This window comes from Bacteroides cellulosilyticus DSM 14838, from assembly GCF_000158035.1.
GTDB lineage: Bacteria > Bacteroidota > Bacteroidia > Bacteroidales > Bacteroidaceae > Bacteroides > Bacteroides cellulosilyticus.
The window spans coordinates 1-766 of the sequence record NZ_EQ973496.1 but is presented as its reverse complement, the minus strand read 5'-3'; the positions used below and the strand labels follow the sequence as shown (position 1 = coordinate 766).

The following is a 766-nucleotide window of genomic DNA, read 5'->3' as shown; positions in this document are numbered from 1 at the left end:
TTGGAAATCAAACTACTATATACGCGCACGGGCCGCCAAAGTCAGCAATCCGCGTACACCGAAGCAACAGGAACAACGTGGCAAATTTGCCACGGCATTCAGTTTTCTGAAAGCTATAAAACCTTTCATACGTATTGGTTACAAGGAGTTTACACAGGATAAATCCGCCTTCAACGCCGCTATGTCCTATACTCTGAAAAGAGCCGTGACTGGCAGTGGAAAAGAAATCAGGATTGACTTTAACCGGGTATTGGTTTCTATGGGAACCCTGATGCCGATATTTGAAGGTACAGCTACGCAAAACGGAAATAAGATGTACTTCAACTGGCAGGACAATAGCGGTATGGGGAATGCAGAAGATACAGATATTGCTATGTTACTGGTATACAACAAAGACAAAGAAACGGCCGTTTATGATACGAAAACTGCACTGCGCTCTTCCCAACACGCTGAACTACAACTTCCTTCCGACTGGCAAGACGATGAGCTAATAGCTTATCTCAGTTTTTGCAGTGCCGATGGAAATACTATAGCCAATAGCATTCGACTGTCGGTTTCTGTAATTGACACACCGGAAAATGAGATAGAAATACTAACAGAACCAATTCCTAAAAACTATAAAAATCCTACCTCCATCAAGAAAAAAGGGACTCAGATTCAGATAAAACAAAATTCATCATACGCTCCCCCCAAGGACATTCGGACATGGAAGTTCAAGCCACCACAATAGACCGATATTTCACCCCAGGCTCCGCTGCCCTTAATT

At 43.2% G+C, this 766-nt stretch carries 1 protein-coding gene; it reads left to right on the top strand.

Features of this window, described 5'->3' with window-relative positions:
- Positions 1–730 (top strand): DUF6266 family protein (locus BACCELL_RS25290; protein ID WP_007215029.1); only part of this gene is annotated, 730 nt, incomplete at its 5' end.
- Between the last annotated feature and the right edge of the window lie 36 nt (positions 731–766).